This is a genomic window from Fulvivirga sediminis, from assembly GCF_016757215.1.
GTDB classification, from domain to species: Bacteria; Bacteroidota; Bacteroidia; order Cytophagales; family Cyclobacteriaceae; genus Fulvivirga; species Fulvivirga sediminis.
In genome coordinates, this window is sequence record NZ_JAESIY010000026.1 from 1 (window position 1) to 16503 (window position 16503).

Annotated in this window: 17 protein-coding genes; 5 read left to right on the forward strand and 12 right to left on the reverse strand. The window is 37.0% G+C overall.

The window, feature by feature from the left end:
- Positions 1–394: 394 nt before the first annotated feature.
- The 7 genes from JL102_RS23090 to JL102_RS23120 all read right to left on the reverse strand — a co-directional run bounded on the left by JL102_RS23090 (position 395) and on the right by JL102_RS23120 (position 4909).
- Entirely contained in the window at positions 395–574 is a 180-nt protein-coding gene (locus JL102_RS23090; protein ID WP_202246844.1) for a hypothetical protein, read from the reverse strand.
- Entirely contained in the window at positions 549–857 is a 309-nt protein-coding gene (locus JL102_RS23095) for a hypothetical protein (RefSeq protein ID WP_202246845.1), read from the reverse strand. The genes JL102_RS23090 and JL102_RS23095 overlap by 26 nt, the downstream gene beginning before the upstream one ends.
- Before the next feature lie 72 nt (positions 858–929).
- Positions 930–2165: a hypothetical protein gene (locus JL102_RS23100; RefSeq protein ID WP_202246846.1), complete on the reverse strand. Its 1236-nt coding sequence runs from the start codon at positions 2163–2165 to the stop codon at positions 930–932.
- 208 nt (positions 2166–2373) lie between these two features.
- Positions 2374–2787: a hypothetical protein gene (locus JL102_RS23105; RefSeq protein ID WP_202246847.1), complete on the reverse strand. Its 414-nt coding sequence runs from the start codon at positions 2785–2787 to the stop codon at positions 2374–2376.
- A 64-nt stretch (positions 2788–2851) separates the two neighbouring features.
- Entirely contained in the window at positions 2852–3313 is a 462-nt protein-coding gene (locus tag JL102_RS23110; protein WP_202246848.1) for a hypothetical protein, read from the reverse strand.
- 1 nt (position 3314) lies between these two features.
- Positions 3315–3734 (reverse strand): energy transducer TonB, encoded by a 420-nt coding sequence (locus JL102_RS23115; protein ID WP_202246849.1) that lies wholly within the window; start codon positions 3732–3734, stop codon positions 3315–3317.
- 389 nt (positions 3735–4123) lie between these two features.
- The gene (locus tag JL102_RS23120) at positions 4124–4909 is read right to left on the reverse strand and encodes an alpha/beta fold hydrolase (RefSeq protein ID WP_202246850.1); all 786 of its coding nucleotides are present in this window, start codon (positions 4907–4909) and stop codon (positions 4124–4126) included.
- 90 nt (positions 4910–4999) lie between these two features.
- On the opposite strand from JL102_RS23120, the gene JL102_RS23125 reads away from it, so the two are divergent.
- The gene (locus tag JL102_RS23125) at positions 5000–5356 is read left to right on the forward strand and encodes a winged helix-turn-helix transcriptional regulator (protein WP_202246851.1); all 357 of its coding nucleotides are present in this window, start codon (positions 5000–5002) and stop codon (positions 5354–5356) included.
- A 101-nt stretch (positions 5357–5457) separates the two neighbouring features.
- On the opposite strand, the gene JL102_RS23130 is transcribed toward JL102_RS23125, so the two are convergent.
- Positions 5458–7017, reverse strand: a complete 1560-nt coding sequence (locus JL102_RS23130) for an SDR family NAD(P)-dependent oxidoreductase (RefSeq protein ID WP_202246852.1) — start codon at positions 7015–7017, stop codon at positions 5458–5460.
- Positions 7018–7409: 392 nt separating this feature from the next.
- Between JL102_RS23130 and JL102_RS23135 the strand changes: the two genes are divergently transcribed.
- A complete protein-coding gene (locus JL102_RS23135) occupies positions 7410–8732 on the forward strand; it encodes an ATP-binding protein (protein WP_202246853.1) in 1323 nt (440 codons plus the stop codon).
- 5 nt (positions 8733–8737) lie between these two features.
- Positions 8738–10000: a tetratricopeptide repeat protein gene (locus tag JL102_RS23140; protein ID WP_202246854.1), complete on the forward strand. Its 1263-nt coding sequence runs from the start codon at positions 8738–8740 to the stop codon at positions 9998–10000.
- Positions 10001–10497: 497 nt separating this feature from the next.
- Here the strand turns inward: JL102_RS23140 and JL102_RS23145 are convergent, their stop codons facing one another.
- From JL102_RS23145 to JL102_RS23165, 4 genes are all read right to left on the reverse strand, one after another.
- Positions 10498–11016 (reverse strand): DUF4844 domain-containing protein, encoded by a 519-nt coding sequence (locus JL102_RS23145; RefSeq protein WP_202246855.1) that lies wholly within the window; start codon positions 11014–11016, stop codon positions 10498–10500.
- Positions 11017–11563: 547 nt separating this feature from the next.
- Positions 11564–12148, reverse strand: coding sequence for a DUF4274 domain-containing protein (locus tag JL102_RS23155; RefSeq protein ID WP_202246857.1), 585 nt, complete (start codon positions 12146–12148; stop codon positions 11564–11566).
- Between the two features lie 782 nt (positions 12149–12930).
- Positions 12931–13263, reverse strand: coding sequence for a hypothetical protein (locus JL102_RS23160; protein WP_202246858.1), 333 nt, complete (start codon positions 13261–13263; stop codon positions 12931–12933).
- A 47-nt stretch (positions 13264–13310) separates the two neighbouring features.
- Positions 13311–13538: a DUF7660 family protein gene (locus JL102_RS23165; RefSeq protein ID WP_202246859.1), complete on the reverse strand. Its 228-nt coding sequence runs from the start codon at positions 13536–13538 to the stop codon at positions 13311–13313.
- A gap of 606 nt (positions 13539–14144) precedes the next feature.
- On the opposite strand from JL102_RS23165, the gene JL102_RS23170 reads away from it, so the two are divergent.
- Together JL102_RS23170 and JL102_RS23175 are read left to right on the forward strand one after the other, a co-directional pair.
- Positions 14145–14630 carry a gluconokinase gene (locus JL102_RS23170; protein ID WP_202246860.1) on the forward strand — a complete coding sequence of 162 codons (486 nt, stop codon included), beginning with the start codon at positions 14145–14147 and terminating at the stop codon, positions 14628–14630.
- Positions 14623–15966, forward strand: coding sequence for a GntP family permease (locus JL102_RS23175; protein WP_202246861.1), 1344 nt, complete (start codon positions 14623–14625; stop codon positions 15964–15966). Before JL102_RS23170 ends, JL102_RS23175 begins: the two co-directional genes overlap by 8 nt.
- Positions 15967–16503: the final 537 nt, after the last annotated feature.

Consider the following 16503-nt stretch of genomic DNA (forward strand, 5'->3'; position numbering starts at 1 on the left):
CCTTATGATTGTAGAACTTAATTACAGCTTAATACTGTCCTGATGATTGGGGGTTGATCCCTCTTGAGCTTGAATATTTGATATAACCAGTGAACATATTAAGAGGCAACTTATTTTTAAATTCATAATTGTATAATATGTGATTTTGCTCATAACACCAGTGTAAAGGAAACATATTCCATTATTTCTTTCAAGACTTAAATATAACTAATTTAATATTAAAAATGAATATTATTGTTTTGCGCGGCTTTTAAAGTATGATGCGAATAGCTAGGACATACTCAGCAGCAGAGCTGTGGTAATTATAACAGAATGCCGAGCATGGCGGCAACGGGTGTAAAACCTGGCAGACTGTGGTCAGCCCGGCTGAAGCTTAGTTTTATTGGCAATGTTTTTATTTTATTGATTCAACCCAAAGCGCTTCAATGTCATGAGGAGTGAAATCAGTTTCCTTAAGCAAACTATCGTATTCAAAAGACGATTCCATTTTCTTTGTTTTGGTGTTGTATAAGATTTTGAAGTGTTTAAACATTTCGCGTCCTTCCTTTCTAAAGGCTTCTATTATCTTCTTCATTGCAAGTTTCTAAAACCTGCCTTTGTCTTTCCGGTTCCACATTTACACTGCTGGTCAAACTCTCATTGACTTTATGTTTTTTGACGATTTCTCCATTTATCCTGTAACAGAAATTTACATATTGCGACTCTTCAATGGTTATAAAAATGTAAACATCATCAATCTCTAGGCTGTCAAATCCAACATATTCCATACAGATTTCAACCATTAACTTTATGCTTTCTCCAATCTGGTCATCTGGAGAAAGGGCTTTCTTTCCAAAAAGCTTTCTTAGCAGTCTCATCTTTTTAAATGTTTGCTAGCGGTTAATGTAAAAAGCATATTCCATAGTGTTTATGCGCATTTTGGTCTTTTTCTAATGAGCTTGGGAGTTGTGACTTATTAAAGAATAACCTTTATTTTTTGTGGATTTAATTCTTAATGATTCACTAAATCCACCTCCCCAAAAGTTAATTGTGGCAGTTCCTTCATTATTAAATATGCTATCTATATTTACATGGTAATTGAATATTTCTGGGCTAAAATTAAATCCAAGGTTTGAGAAAGTAGCACTGTCTTTACCAATGAGATAATCATGTTCATATTGGGGTTCGCTAACATCACCAATTGCGACAACTGCATTGGTTTTGTATCCTTTCTCAGGAATCATTTCTCTAAGTCTTATGGTGTCATTCTTTCTGTATAAAGTCATTATGTAATAATATAAGTCACCAGGAGTTTCTAAAATTTCATTACCTGTACTAATATTTCCTATTAACTTTATTGTTCCAGCCCATTTATCACCCCGCCTGCTGCTCTCGAGTAGGTATAAATATGATTTTTGCTTCTGAAACAGTTCTGCTAAGACTTTAGATTCATTAAAGTCTTTAAAAATGATATTTAAAGAGTCAATGTCCGTGTGTCTTAATAATAATGATTCTCTTAGTTTCTGAAATACTTGTTCTTTTGTGTTGGATATTATTTGATTCACTTTATCATAATGTGTAGAATAGTTAAAGGACTGTATGAGCTTATCAGGTGAGGAAAAAAGGGCATTTTGAACATTTTTAAATTCACTACTAGTTCGATCAACATTAGTTTTTTGATGTATCCAGCGAAGTAGGCTTTGATTAGAAAGATAAAACCTATTTTCAATTCTTGCCTGAGTTGAGTCTGTTTGAAAATCGACAATTTCGTAGATAAAGAATTTATGGTCGTTCCAATAATAGTATTCCCTAGTTATCGAGCTAATTTGATTTGACGGGATCTCAATTGGTAGATCATAATTGACTTTACTGGATTTAAAAATAACTTTTTGACGTTGCTCATTCAATTTATTGTAAAAAGCTGTAATGCTTACTTGTTGCGAATCCGATTGAATGGAATAACTCTTTTTAATGTAATTACCTACATTTGAATTGTTATTGATGGTTTTAAACCATTCCCTAATCTGTGCAATTGAATCCTCTAAAGTAGGAGCTTCAAGAATTTCATTAGATTGAACCTCAGTCTGGGATGAGATTGACTCAACATTCTGAGTGCTTTCTTGTTTTTCTGAGCAACTATCTAACAATAATACCAAGACCACAAAAAATATAAGTATTCTATACATTCTGAAATTTCTTTCGCATAACATCTGTGTAAAGAAACGCATTCCCTTATTTCTGTTATGGGTCAATCTAACTAATTTACTGTTAAATGAATAGCGCGTTTTGTGAGATTTTTAAAGTTTGATGAGAATAGCCAGGCCATACTATGCAACGGAGCTGGCGTAAGCATACCACCATGCCAAGCATGGCGGCAACGGGGGTTGTGCGTTTTTATTTTTCCGCTATCAATTCAATTTGTTCGCAATTCAGTCGAAACATTTTTCCGTTTTCGAAAAGATAGATTATGTCATCATTTTCATTCGGTTTATTGTGTTGCATAAATCCATCATTAATATCTCTCATTGTTTTTGGGAAAAATGAAATCACACTCAATATATTTTCATCTTCTGGATAGTTGGTATTATCTCCGTCCGATGAGTTATTAAAGTTCACATTTTTATGAATGAATTTCAATCGGTTAAATTCATTTTCGTGAACCCAATCTCCGTTTGATTTCACAAAATCAAGTTGAACATCATTTTTTGATTCCGAAACTCCAGAAAATTCAAAATTGTTGTGTAAATCAATATGAACTCCGTTCAACTGAACTGCATAATTTTCTTCTATTTCAAAGTTTGTTTTCATTTAGTTTTTAAAATGACGCACAACGTTACAGTATGAATCGTGGCGGTTTGATATAGTTAAACTTTCAAGTACAAGATAGCCAAATCTGTGATTTGGACAGCCAAATTTTATTCGACAATCCGACTAAATCGCAGATTTGTTGGGCTTTCCAGAAAGCAGAAAAGTAACGTATAGCACTAATACGCCATTTCATACTAAATGTTATAGGGCCTTTTTTTTTGCCTTTCAGAAGTACACCTATGCGATTGAATTGGATAGCGCGATCCATTGAGTCATTCCAGAGTTCAAAATTATTCTTCCCTAGAAGATCCTTAATCGCAGAAAGAATCTTGGTAGCCTCAACAGCCCCGGAATTTGTCCGTTCGTGTACAAAATTTATATATTCACTTTGCAAGAAATTCTCTATCAATTCATTTATTAAGTCATATTTAACATCATTAGCTGTTCCAAAGTGAATCCAGTTTTTCTCCCAGGTTAAAGTTGTTCTTATGTGTTCAGCAGCTTTATATAATTGTCGGGAATCCATTCTATTTGAAGTGAAGAATCATTGGTAAAATTACCATTGATTTAACAGGATTGCCTTTACAAATAGCTGGTCGCCATGTGAATTCCTGAACAATTTCAAGAAGTTGTTCCCCAATATCTGTCCCAGCAATATTTTTTATTATTCGCTGTCCCGTTACACTTCCGCTTTCGGCGACAATGAATGCAACAAATACTTTACTTTCAATTGGATATCTATCTGAGTTGTTACTGTACTTTATTCTTTTGGCTGCTTCTTTGAAAAGAAGGCTCATTCCTCCATCTATTTTGGCTGGAATATCAGTGATTTTATAAACTTCTTCATTTGTCAACGTATCGACTTCTTGAAGGCAAGTTTCGTCTCCTGATTCTTGTCCAAAGACGATCAAGGAGTTTAAAAGTAATATTGTTAAAATTATTTTCATTCTTAATGCCCTACAACATCCGCATAACAGAAACACATTCCCTTATTTCTTTTACAGGGTCAATCTAACTAATTTAATGTTAAATGAATAGCGGCGTTTTGTGAGGCTTGTTAAAGTTTAATGCGAATAGCCGGCCATATTATGCAGCAGAGCTGTGGTAATTATACCAGCATGCCGAGCATGGTGGCAATTGGAAAAAATTATCTAAAGTGCCATTACAAATGCTTATCAAGATCAAAATCGCAATATAATTGCAATGGAGCCGGAAAATTTAATTGCGATGGAGTGATTTGAAGACTTCCTCTAAAAAAACAAATAAATACTTGAAAAAGGCGCCTTTAAAACAATTTCAAGACGACCTTTTTTTTCAATTATGACTATAAATATATTTATTCAGCAAGTTCAATAAGCATAGCAGATAGCTCATTGGGTTGGGTAATCATGGCATCATGCCCAGTATTCAATGTTAAATATGTCCACGATTTCTCATTTTTCAGCTTATCACTCCTGTTTTTCAATACTGAAAGTTGAGGATTTATACAGGCAATGTATACCAATGGAATACCATTTCCAAATTCATGATCTAATTCTAAGATTTGACCAAATGTCATATAAGGCTGAGGAGTTAATCTCTCATTAACCCATTTCATCTGAGTGCGATCAGATACGCCAAAATAACTAGATGATATCGGATCAAAATGTTCTTTGTTGCGAAATGTTTTGATCTTTTTTAATTGCTCTGCATTTGGCTCAGAAGTAATGGGGCTTTCTCCATTATGCACTAACATAGCATCCAGATAAATCAACTTACTCAGTCTTTCTGGAATACTATCAGCCACGCCGGTAATTACAGCACCTGCATAGCTATGCCCAACCAATACCACATCCTGCAAATCTTCCATAATTATTAAATTGATAATATCTAAGATATGTGTTTGTAGGCTTATGCTATCATTGAGGTTATGCTTGTGTTCTGCCATACCGCTTAAACTTGGGGTATAGGTATTAAAATTTTGTTTTATGAGATTATCCTTAACCTCTTTCCAGCACCATCCTCCATGCCAAGCACCATGTACTAAAACAAAATTCTTTTTATTCGATTTTAACTGAGCAAAACTTGCTAAAAAAATAAAATTGAGAATTAAAATCAGAAGTATTCTTTTTGTATTTTTCATAATATTAATTTTGAACAAATCTGACGTTTACTAGCATACAGAACAATAACTCACCCAAAAGTGAGTTGAAATCGCTATAAATAAAATGCTATGGCAAGTAATATTAAGGAGCAATCTACCAATCAAGAAAACTTGAAAATTTTAGCAGAATATTGCAATGTAAATCCTATTCTTAAAAGGATTGGAATGCGTTGGAAAATGCAACTGCTATACTGTATTCATGAAAAGGTCTACCAATTTAGTAAACTAAAAAATATCTTCCCATCTATATCCGATCAGATCCTAGCAAAGCGAATTGCTGAATTATTAGAGGAAGGATTAATCTGCAAAAGTGTAATACCAAGTACAGTGCCACAACAAGTGAGATACTCAGTTACTAATAAAGGAAAAGAACTTATTAAAATAATATTAGCATTAAATAGATGGGGTGAAAAATGGGATGAATAGGTTTTTACTAAATAAATAAACACAATCATCCCCATATTCATTTTACACTTGCCTTTAAAGATCAAAATCGCAATAATTATTGAGATCAAGATACATTTCGATTACCAATCTGTAGGCATGTAGTCTTTTAAAAACTTACCGCACCAATGTTTGCCAGTATTTATACCATCAAATAGAGGGTCCAAAACACGTGCAGCACCGTCTACAATATCCAAAGGAGGCTGGAAGTCATGTAGCTGTTCTTTTCTTTTGGCTAACTCTGCAGGATCTTCATCAGTAACCCAACCGGTATCCACAGCATTCATGTAAATGCCATATTTAGCAAAGTCTGAAGCAGATGTATGCGTCATCATATTCAGAGCAGCCTTAGCCATGTTCGTATGCGGGTGCCTGTCTTCCTTATGCCAACGATGAAACTTACCTTCCATGGCCGAAACATTGATAATATGCTTTTTACCTGTATTATCTTTCTTCATAAGGTGAGCCAGGCGGTTGCAAAGCACAAAGGGTGCTACTGAATTAACTAGCTGAACTTCAAGCATTTCATTAGTGTGAATCTCTCCCAATTTTAGTCGCCAGCTATTGATGGTGCGAAGATCTACTTGCTGCAAGTCCGCGTCTAATTTACCTACCGGGAACACCTCTTCCGTGGGCAGAGTATTATCTATGCTATAGGGTATTTGAGATAATTTGGCCGAAGAGCGGAGTCCTATTCCTAGTTGCTGTCCATGCCAGCTCACAGGTAAGTTTTTCTGTTCGTTTTTTGAGAATGCTTCACTAAGCGAACTGAGCTCATTCAAACATGAATGATGGTCGCCCAAAAGTTCCTGTGCAGACGATGGCAATTGATGAAAAGACATCTCTTCATTAGGCATCATATGCTGATAGAAACCAGATGGCCTTCTCACGGTTTGAGCAGCATTATTCACTAAAATATCCAACCTGTCATACTGCTGCTCTATGAAATTACAGAAAATCTCCACACTTGGGATGTGTCTTAAGTCAAGCCCGTGAATTTTCAGCCGATGTCCCCATTCAGAGTAATCGGCCTCTTTAGAATATCTTAAGGCCGAATCTACCGGAAAGCGAGTGGTAGCTATCACAGTAGCACCAGCTCTCAGCATCATCAAAGTAATATGATAGCCGATTTTCAGCCTAGAGCCGGTAACCAAAGCCACCTGCCCGGTAAGATCTGCCGTTTGAAATCTTTTGGCATAATTAAAGTCGCCACACTCTTTACACATGGTATCATAAAAATGATGCAGGGTATGAAATACTTTTTTGCACACATAGCAATTTCTTGGCGATTCCAGCTTGATCTCTTTTTCATGATCAATGCCTGTAAGCGCTATCATGGCCGGGGCTACAAAAACAGAAGCGTCTCTGGCCGATCTTATGCCGGTAGCATTTCGAGCATTCTTATCTTTTAACCTTACCCGTTGTCTATGTATTTTTTTAGCGGATCGTTTACGATTGGCCAGCTCTTCTTTTGAAGGGCGTGAGAAAAGTCCAGCCGCTATAATCAGGGCTCGTCGCTTTTCTTCCGGAATCTCGAATATTTGATCGGTATCACTATTCAGCATTTGCAATACCTCCAGACATTGATCGATCTGTTCCTGGCTCAGCTTCTGCGTTTCTTTGCCACCCTTTAAATCCGCCATAGTATGATGTGTTTATGGGGTGAAGTTAATTATTAATATTTGATCCATGCAATGGGCAACAGAAATGAGTTCACAAGTATGAGCAGAAATTGCCTATATAAATTTCTGATCATCTCTTTAATTTTATTGAGATTTTGAAGAGTGGTTAGGCAATTACCGGTATTGAGACATAACTTGCACGCTTTATACGTGGGGGTTTAGTCATGTAACTTTTTGAAATTTTTCTATTAAGTTGTAAACCAAAATAGAGATAATAAACAAGCAGTTACTTTCAGCATGTAGAAATGTATCATTACAAAAGTGTAATAGGCCTGAAAAATAACTGGTGGTACACTAAAATGTGATTAACCGTTGGATGATAAACTAACTGACATTGAAGATCTTTTGAATATATGAATGAAGAAATAAGAAAACTGAAAGAGGCACTAGCAGCTTCACCAGATAATCACTATTTAAAGCAGTTGGTCATAGATGCTATGATTAAAGGTGAGTTTTGGGAAGAACTTCAAAACGAATGTTTAGATGTAATAACCCAAGATCCGCAAAATAAAAAAGCAAAATTTGGTCTGGCGCAAAGCTATTATGGCAAGAAAAATTACAGCACAGCTGCCGTAGTTTTAGAAGAGCTAATCAGCCAGGATATTAATTTTATTGATGCTTATGTGTTGCTTTGCAAAGTGCACATGGCTGAAAATAATCTAACTGATGCCGTGGAGGTTTACCAGAAGATTAAGCAAATAAAACCTGACTTTGAAGACGAAGAGATAGAAGGTAAGTTATTGGTAAATGCTAACCACGAGCTGGAAAAAGAAGAAGATACTTTTTCGGATGACATTGAATCTCACATTTTCGGCAAAAAGGATAGAACCACGTTTAAAGATGTGGGAGGTATGGATTATGAAAAGGAAGAAATAAGCCTAAAAATAATTCATCCCTTAAAATTTCCTGATCTGTACAAATCATATGGCAAAAAAACAGGAGGTGGTATATTGTTTTACGGCCCTCCCGGCTGTGGTAAAACCTTTTTAGCCAAAGCAACCGCAGGAGAGATTGATTCTCAGTTTATCTCTGTTGGCATAGACGATATATTGGATATGTATCATGGGCAGAGTGAGAAAAAGCTCAATTTGCTTTTTGAAAAAGCCAGGGCCATGTCACCCTGCGTATTATTTTTTGATGAGATTGATGCCTTGGGGGCCAATCGTAACGATCTGAGAGCCAGCGCCGGCCGTAATTTGGTCAACCAGTTTTTGTCGGAATTAGATGGTGTAGACAGTAATAATGACGGCATATTAGTGGTTGGAGCTACAAATGCTCCATGGCACCTGGATTCTGCATTTAGAAGACCCGGCAGATTTGATAGAATGGTGTTTGTACAGCCGCCTGCTCTGGAGAGCAGAAAAGAAATATTTAAGCTTTCTTTAAATAATAAACCCATCGATGAGATCGATTATGGTAAACTTGCCAAAATCACCGATAGTTTTTCAGGTGCAGATATCAATGCTTGTATAGATGTGGCAGTAGAGGGTAAGTTACAGGAAGCTATCAAAAATGGACGACCGTCAGCCATTACCATGAAAGATCTTATAACGGCCATCAAACGAGTAAAACCCAGCACAAAGGAATGGTTCCAAACGGCAAAGAATTATGCCTTATATGCCAATGATTCTGGTATCTATGATGAAATCCTCAGCTACCTTAAAATTAAAAAGTAATCCGGATGGAATTAGAAAGATCTCTATATAAAGCCGAACACCTAATGAATCAGGGAAGGTACGGTGAGGCTATCAAAGAAGTAAATACTCATTTGGCTGCCGATCCGGAAAGTATTCCGGGACTCATTATGCTGGTGCAGATATACATGGCCATGAGCAAAGATGAAAAGGCAGATGAGGTGGCCGATCAGCTATTGGCCAGGAAGCCTGATGACTTTACTATCTTGTACTTAAAAGCAATTACGCTGAGCCGACTAGCTAAGAGGAAGGAGGCATTGAAGTTTGTAAACAGTGCCTTAGCTTATAATCCTCATATGGCAGATGCGCATGGGTTGAAAGCTAGTATATTTTATCATGATGCTGAATTTGAAAAATCCTTAGAGGCCGCTAATGCTGGTCTGAGTGAAGATGCGCACAATGAAACCTGCCTGAATTTTAGAAGTATGGCCTTGTTAAAATTGGGCAGAGCAGAGGACCATTTCAATGCGGATCAAGAGGCTTTGAAAACTAATCCTATGAATCCGACTACCCATGCTACGGTAGGTTTTTCAGCACTAGAAAAAGGGGAATCAGATAAGGCTAAGGAACATTTCAGAGAAGCGCTAAGAATAGATCCCTCTAATGAATATGCCCGCTCAGGGATGATGATGGCTATCAAGTCGACCAACATATTTTATGCATTGTTTTTGAAGTATGTATTTTGGATGTCTGGACTTAAGCCTCAGGTGAGGTGGGGAGTAGTAATTATAGGCTATCTGCTTATACAAGGGCTCAGTCGATATTCGGATGCATTGGGTGCCTTTGAGCCCATTGCTCAGGTCATCATTATTCTTTATATGATTTTTGCTATTTCTACCTGGATCATTAATCCGGTCTCTAATGTTTTCCTTCGGTTTCATTCTTTTGGCAAGTATTTACTTTCAGAGGAAGATATTAAGGTGGCCAATGTCTGTGCAGGCCTGCTTTTATTATCTCTTTGTGGAGCCGTAGGCATCTTTCTATTCGATGAAAGTACATTGCAGTGGTATAACCTATCTTTCTACCTTGTTTGTATTGGTATAGCTCTAACCGTAGTGGTAAGCTCCGTTTCGAACCGGACCTTGGAAAGAAGTAAAAGAAGGCTTAAGAGCGCTGGACTCATTTATGCCATAGCTTCCGGTGTTCTTATTCTTTTGGCTTTGGCTACTCCTGGTTTAGCATTGAAATTTTTTAATATCTGGATGTACGGCTTTATCGGGTATCAATTTTTTGCAAATTCACAGGAATAGTGTTCAACTCTGCTGATGTCAAGTAATTGAAATCAATCACATTATGCTTTAGCATATCCCTTCAGCCCCGAACGTATTTTAAGGTAAAGAAATTTCCCTAAAAGTTATTGAGGGGAAGTAACTGTCTTCGATTATTAACTTTAGCCTCAAGTATAGCTTCATTGGTATTTTTTGAGCCGTTGCCTAGGCTCTATATCATGGGCTTTACATGGGGCAAAGAAAGAAATAGAGGATGGCTTTGAAACAGGCAGAGATACTGTATTTGGCATGACTGGAAAAAGCTGAAGCGGAAACGTAAGAACCTCATCCGATTTGGAGTGCAATAAGGACAGGCCTACGCTTGGAAGGACGGATCATAAATAAAATGTCTTGTGTACATTTTTAGTGATGAGACAGCTTGCAGGGAGAAATAGAGATCGGTACGTACGCTGGTGTGAGAGGCGCACTCTGGTTCACTTTGAGTCAGAGCCGTCTACTCAATTGGCAAATGCCCATTACTATTTTCTGAAAAATTTAATCTGTTCCAATCTGGTCTTTGCTTGTTCATCATTATATTCATCCTTTGACAATTGCTCTACCCAATCATAGTTTCCAAATTTCAATCTTTTTATTCCAGGTCCTTTGTCTATTAGGTTAAATTCTCCGCAAGTTTTACATTTTACGATATCATATGCTGTATCTGGAATATCCGGCTGATTTTCCAAAATAAAAGTCTCTAGTTTTGAATTACACACTGTACAATCTTGAGATAGCGTTTCGATGATATTATCAGGCTTTTTAAATGCTGACATAACTTTAATCATTGTGTTTATTACATTTCCATACAACCAATTATTTAAGTCCTTTTTTATGTCAACATTGACAATTTGAGATAATTCATAGAAATAATCACAAATAAACTCTCTTTCCTCCGTATCGTAATCCTGTTTATTAAAGCTTTGTAAACCACTTTTAATTATATTTTTATTTGCGCGCTCGTTTTTATTGCTCTTAATAGAATCAATGAATCTGCACAATCATTGAATAAGCCCTCCATTTTAGAGCATAATTCTACATCGGAAGGATTTAAACCTCTTTTATCCAACTCAGAATCCGAGAATTTATCTTTCTTTTTAAACCGACTTAATTTTTCTAATATTTCGTTCATGTTTCGGAGTGTTCAGTTCTGGTTCTTGCTAACGACCGATGCATATGTGGGCAGTGATTGTTTGAATTTTTCTTTCAAGTTGCAAAAATGTTGCTGGGTACAATAAGCCTACTAGCTCATTTTTGCTAGGCTCACATATGAATTTTGCGTGTGCCTTGAATGGTGAATATATCTCAAGAATTTGAGTATTCCAAGAGGTGAAAGTCCTCTACGCGCTAGGGTCGTGCCTGGAAGCGAAGCAAGTAGCAAGGTTGTCATCGGTGACGATGGAATATTACAGAAAACTACAATCCGAGATTAAATGAACTGAGCATGAGCGTTAAGAAAATGTCTAGCAGACATTTTTAGTGATAAGCCAGCCTTTAGGAAGGTATGGACACCCGTTTTTACTATGCTTTGTGAATCGTACAATGATCTTATAGCTCACGGCGGTCTATACGACTGGATTGCTTTCTTTTAGCTTTTCGCTTCTCCCGCTTCTTCAGACGTTGACTTCTTTGCCACTCCCAAAAGAATTCCTGAATTCCTCCAAGAGATATTGGCTTCATTCCTTTTGTTGCGCACCTGAGTTCGTTCGGAAGTTCCCAAATTTTGTGTTGGCTATGAACATTCGTGTCATAACCTGCCGCAATTGGATCAAATTTCAGTTTACTTCGTGTGAATTCATCATTGTTAAATTTCCGTAGAATCTTTTGCAGAAGGTCAAAAACTCCTCGTTCATAATCTTCGATTGACTCAAGAGTTCTTTCCATGTAAAAATCAGGATCAGCTTTCCAAAAGATCAAAGCAGCGGTTCCCTTATCACATTTTTTACTCTCTACTATCCAATTAAGGACATCAACACCATCGTCCCAGTTGAAATTTTCAGCCAGGTAATATTGTTCAGCAGAACTCAACTTATTGAAAAGTCTCTTATTAGGAACAAAATCTTCGTCTTCATTAAAAGAATATTCAAAGAAATTCTTTTGTATGAGTTTCTCTCTATATGGTAGTATGATCATGTCTTTAATGCAGCTTAACGTTTGGTGTATGAGCACAGACCTAGCCATAGCTTATATACAGTGTGTGCCTTGAAGGATGAATATAACTCAAGAATTTGAGTGTTTCAAGGGGTAAAAGCCCCTTATTCGCTGGGGGTGGTGTCCGGAAGAAAAGCAAGTAGCAAGGTTGTCATCGGTGACGATGGAATATTACAGAAAACTACAATCCGAGATTAAATGAACTGAGCCTGAGCGTTAAGAAAATGTCTAACAGACATTTTTAGTGATAAGCCAGCTTGCAGGGAGGTATAGAGATCGGTACGTACGCTGGTATGAGAGGCGCACTCTGGCTCAATTTGAGTCAGAGCCGTCTACTCAATTAGTATACGTTTTTTAATTTTATAATTAACATGGATTAAAAATACGTCCATTCCATAAGCATTCGTATCCTCGTCCAATAGTATAATAATATGTTATTACTAAACACAAGAGTGTAGAAACAGTCAAGGTAAGCAGGGCAATCTTTTTTAGTAATTTGTTACTCTTTTTTGTTGATATTAATGTAAGGAAAATAATTAATAGGATGCTTATTCCAATACATAAATAGAAGAAGAAAAATGCTCCTAATCCTATTCCAAAATTAATAGTGTCATTTATTAACCAATAAGAAATCAATCCATAGTAGGAAATTTCTATATATAGTATTGTTTTTATCTGAGTTAAGGTCATTTTCAAATGGCTACCAACCGGTTGTACAGTGTCCCACAGGGCATTGCGTATAGGTGTTATTGTGCTTTCGTTTTTTATTCTTTAAACATCTCCTTATAAGCTTTTACATGGTGAGGAAATTCTTCTTCATAAAATGGGTAGGCAATCTCTTCAATTGAAATTTCAAACCTTTCGCTGTCCATTCCACTAATCTGATTTCCCACTCCTTTGATTTCAAACCCTTGTTCATTTCGTATCACCAAAGAGTCAATTGTTCTAGTTGAAATTAATTTATCTTCTGGGTAATCATCTGCAATTTTAATATTTTTAGTAAAGCAATAAGATTTAATAGAATTGTAGTTCCATTCGTTTTTCTCGAAGATTATTTCTCCGAAAACAACGCCCATTGGAGCATCCGCATTTTTCAAGCTTAGATGTTCCAATTTCCTCTCCGTCAAGTAAAATCTTATAAGCCTTATTCATAGATTGAAGCTCCTTTGAGAATGGTTTTGAAATTTTCCCATGTTGGCTTGTCAGCATCAACATTCATTTTCATATTATCATAAAAACCTTGGACATCTTCCGTATAGGCTTCCATTGCCTCGAGAAAATCTTCAAGAGTTCTGTTTTCCCAATTTGATTTATTTTCCTCCAAGTCTTTTCTAAACTCTTTCAGAAATTCTATGAATTCGATTCTTGTCACTTAGTCGTTTTTTAATGAAGTACAACATCCGAGTATATTCAATACTCGGTAAAATTAAATTATTGATTATCAAAATTATACCCTTTTTATAAATGCTTACAAACCCTTAGCATCAGATAATTTCCAACCCTTTAACTTAATAATTTCAATAAAAAAATAGCACATAAATCAAAGTAAATAATCTCCCACCTCCACATCGCTAAGGAAGAGATAACTGCGCCTACGTAAAGGATGGCCAAGAGAAAGGTCTCTGAAAATGAGTGAGATGCCAACGATAAGGGATAGTCATGAAATGATGTATCGGATTCAAAAGTCACGATTCACAATCGCTTGGCTCCGGCCAAGTGATCAGTATGACTTAGGCCTCTGGCGGATATAGCATATAATGTCCTAAATATAGCAAAAAGCAGCTTCTTGCCTTTTCTATCATTCTTCAGGCAGAGTTCAATTATCTCTTGTTCTGTATAACTAGTCAATTTGCACTTTTTACATTTTTATGATTTTATTAAGAAAGCTTATTATAAAGAGAGATAATTTATAAAAAAGATTGTATCAAGGTTTAAAAAATTAAAATGTCATTCCTAATGATTTTATCTATATTTAAACATGGTAATAATTGTAATGGGCGTAACAGGCAGTGGTAAGTCTACAATAGCTAAGCTGGTGAGCAAGGAAACAGAAATTCCATACTACGACGCCGATGATTTTCACTCTACTGAAAATATAAAAAAAATGTCTAATGGCGTTCCTTTAACTGATGAAGACAGACGGCAATGGCTCATTTTACTTTCAGAGCAAATCCCTAAATGGCAAGAGAAAAGCGGGGCAGTTTTGGCCTGCAGCGCACTGAAAGAAAAGTATAGAGAGACATTACAAAGCCATTTAGAAGAAGGTATAAAATGGGTTTACCTGGATGTACCGAGGGAAGTAATCAAAAACCGAGTTATCAGCCGAAAAGGACACTTTATGCCTGAAAAGCTGGTAGCCTCACAATTTGAAGCACTAGAGCCCCCTACTTATGGCATTTGCGTAAATGGTACCTTAACACCAGAGGAAATTACCTCTATAGTGCTACATAAGCTGGATGATTAACTATCAACTTATATTGGCCGCTGGCGCGGGAATCTTTATCTTACTCATCCTCATTATGATGGTGAGAATTCACGCCTTTTTGGCTCTATTAATTACTAGTCTAGTAGTTGGCATCATTGCCGGCCTACCACCTCTTGATCTTATTCAGAGTGTGCAAAACGGCATGGCTGGCACGCTGGGCTTTGTGGCTACAGTGGTAGGTTTAGGGTCTATCTTTGGAGCTCTTTTGGAACACTCCGGTGGAGCTCAGGCTTTGGCTAATTATATGCTACAGAAGTTTGGCGTTAAAAATGCCAGTTGGTCTATGGTTATTACCGGATTTTTGGTAGCCATACCCGTATTCTTTGATGTGGCCTTTATCATTTTAATTCCTGTAGTGTATGCCTTAAAAAAGCAATCGGGAAAATCCATCTTGCTCTACGGCATACCTCTTTTGGCCGGACTGGCCATTACCCATGCATTTATACCTCCTACCCCAGGGCCAGTGGCGGTAGCAGATATAGTAGGTGCAGATTTAGGTTGGGTGATACTCTTCGGTTTTATCACCGGGATACCTGCTGCCATCGTAAGCGGACCTTTATTTGCTCAGTTCATAGCTAAAAGAATAGATGCCGATCCTCCAGAACTCACTGAAAATGAAACCTCTTCACTAAGCACCTCTCCTTTCGCTATTATCGCTATCATAAGTATTCCTATACTCCTTATTCTTATGAACACTTTTGCTAACAGCCCTTTATTGACAAACCACATTCCCGATTCTTTAAGAAGCTGGCTGGGTTTTGTAGGACATCCATTTACCGCGCTGATCCTAGCCAATATGGTGGCTTGGTATTTTTTAGGCATAAGAAAAGGCCAAACTCCTAAAGTTTTAATGGAGATTAGCACCAAATCATTGGCACCAGCAGGAGTGATTATTTTGATAACTGGAGCTGGAGGTGCCTTCAAGCAGGTACTCATAGACACGGAAATAGGAAAAATGATAGCCAACAGTATGCAAGCCATGGATGTACCTCTTCTGGTTTTTGGTTTTCTTATAGCGGCTATCGTGAGGATTCTTCAAGGATCATCCACGGTGGCTATGATTACGGCTGCCGGTATGAGCGCTCCTTTAATCGCAGCTTTTGGTCCGAGCGAAATACAGAAATCTTTACTTGTTATAAGCATTGCCAGTGGTGCATCCATCCTATCTCACTTTAATGACAGCGGCTTTTGGCTGGTAAGTAGGTATTTTGGGCTCTCTGAAAAACAAACCTTAAAATCCTGGACGGTGATGACCACCCTCATTGCTTTAGTAGGATTAGCCACCATACTATCTATAAATTTAGTTTTATCATAAAAAAATCAACTCTACACTTAGTTTTACTCTCATTTTTCAAACATTAATAGAATGAAGGCCCTTCTCTCACTATGTCTACTTTCCCTCCATGCGATGAATGATGGTACTGCTTCATACCATTAGGCTTACGCCCACCATTCCCCTACCACCAGCATAGTCCAATAGCTAAGGTATAAAGATGATGATGAAGCTCTCTTCCCATTTTGGATACTTTTAGAGCCTTTGAGTTTCATGATAAGGGCATTAAAAATTACCGTGAAGATAGTAAGCGCAATGCAATGGGGATAAGCGGCAAAGAGTCTGATTTACCTTCCTCAATATGCAGCTATTAGTTATAGCTGTCAAACCTCCAATATCACCAACAATCAAATTTGACAAGAAAAGAATTTTAGCACCTTATGTTAGAATTTTCAGACGCTGAACATTCATGGCATAGTTCTACCAGAGCTTATTATGGTATGAATGGAATGGATTTTGGATCAACCCCCAATCATCAGGACAGTATTAAGCTGTAATTAAGTTCTACAATCATAAGGG